Consider the following 558-nt stretch of genomic DNA (forward strand, 5'->3'; position numbering starts at 1 on the left):
TAAGTGCACGCGGTCATAGCTTTAATACGGCGCTTTCTCTCTCCAAACCAGAACAAACCATCACCGCCGGTTACAAGATTCCATTAGACGACGTCTTACGTGAATACTATCAATTGCAATTTGGTCTGAAGCATTTGGACAACCGTGATACTGAGAGTTTGGAATCAAACCTTGCGGTAGAAAGACACTGGTTAACAGACGGTGGTTGGCACAAAACCGTGTACGTTCGTCACTTGTACGAAAACTTCTCGCAAGGTTTGCAAGATGATGGCGTGCAGTTTGTGCTTCCAGGGGCAACCTTTTCGCGTACTCGTGTCCGTGGTGGCAGTATGCCAATGTGGGGCGATAAGCAAAGCGTAACGGTTGAATACGGCGATCCGGCGCTACTGTCTGAAACGCGCGTATTGCGTTTGCTTGGGCGATCTTCGTGGATTCGTGGCATCGGCGAAAACCATCGTGGTTTGTTCCGTCTCGAAGGGGGGGCTAATATCACGGAGGAATTTGAAAAGCTTTCGCCATCGTTGCGTTTCTTTGCTGGTGGTGACAACAACATCCGTG

Annotated in this window: 1 protein-coding gene; it reads left to right on the plus strand. The window is 49.5% G+C overall.

Annotated features, from left to right (window positions below; all coding sequences use genetic code 11):
* A partial coding sequence (locus tag R7F64_RS24225; RefSeq protein ID WP_412034474.1) for an autotransporter assembly complex protein TamA occupies window positions 1–558 on the plus strand: 558 nt, incomplete at both ends.

The sequence above is a fragment of the Vibrio sp. Vb1980 genome, assembly GCF_033338615.1.
GTDB lineage: Bacteria > Pseudomonadota > Gammaproteobacteria > Enterobacterales > Vibrionaceae > Vibrio > Vibrio alginolyticus.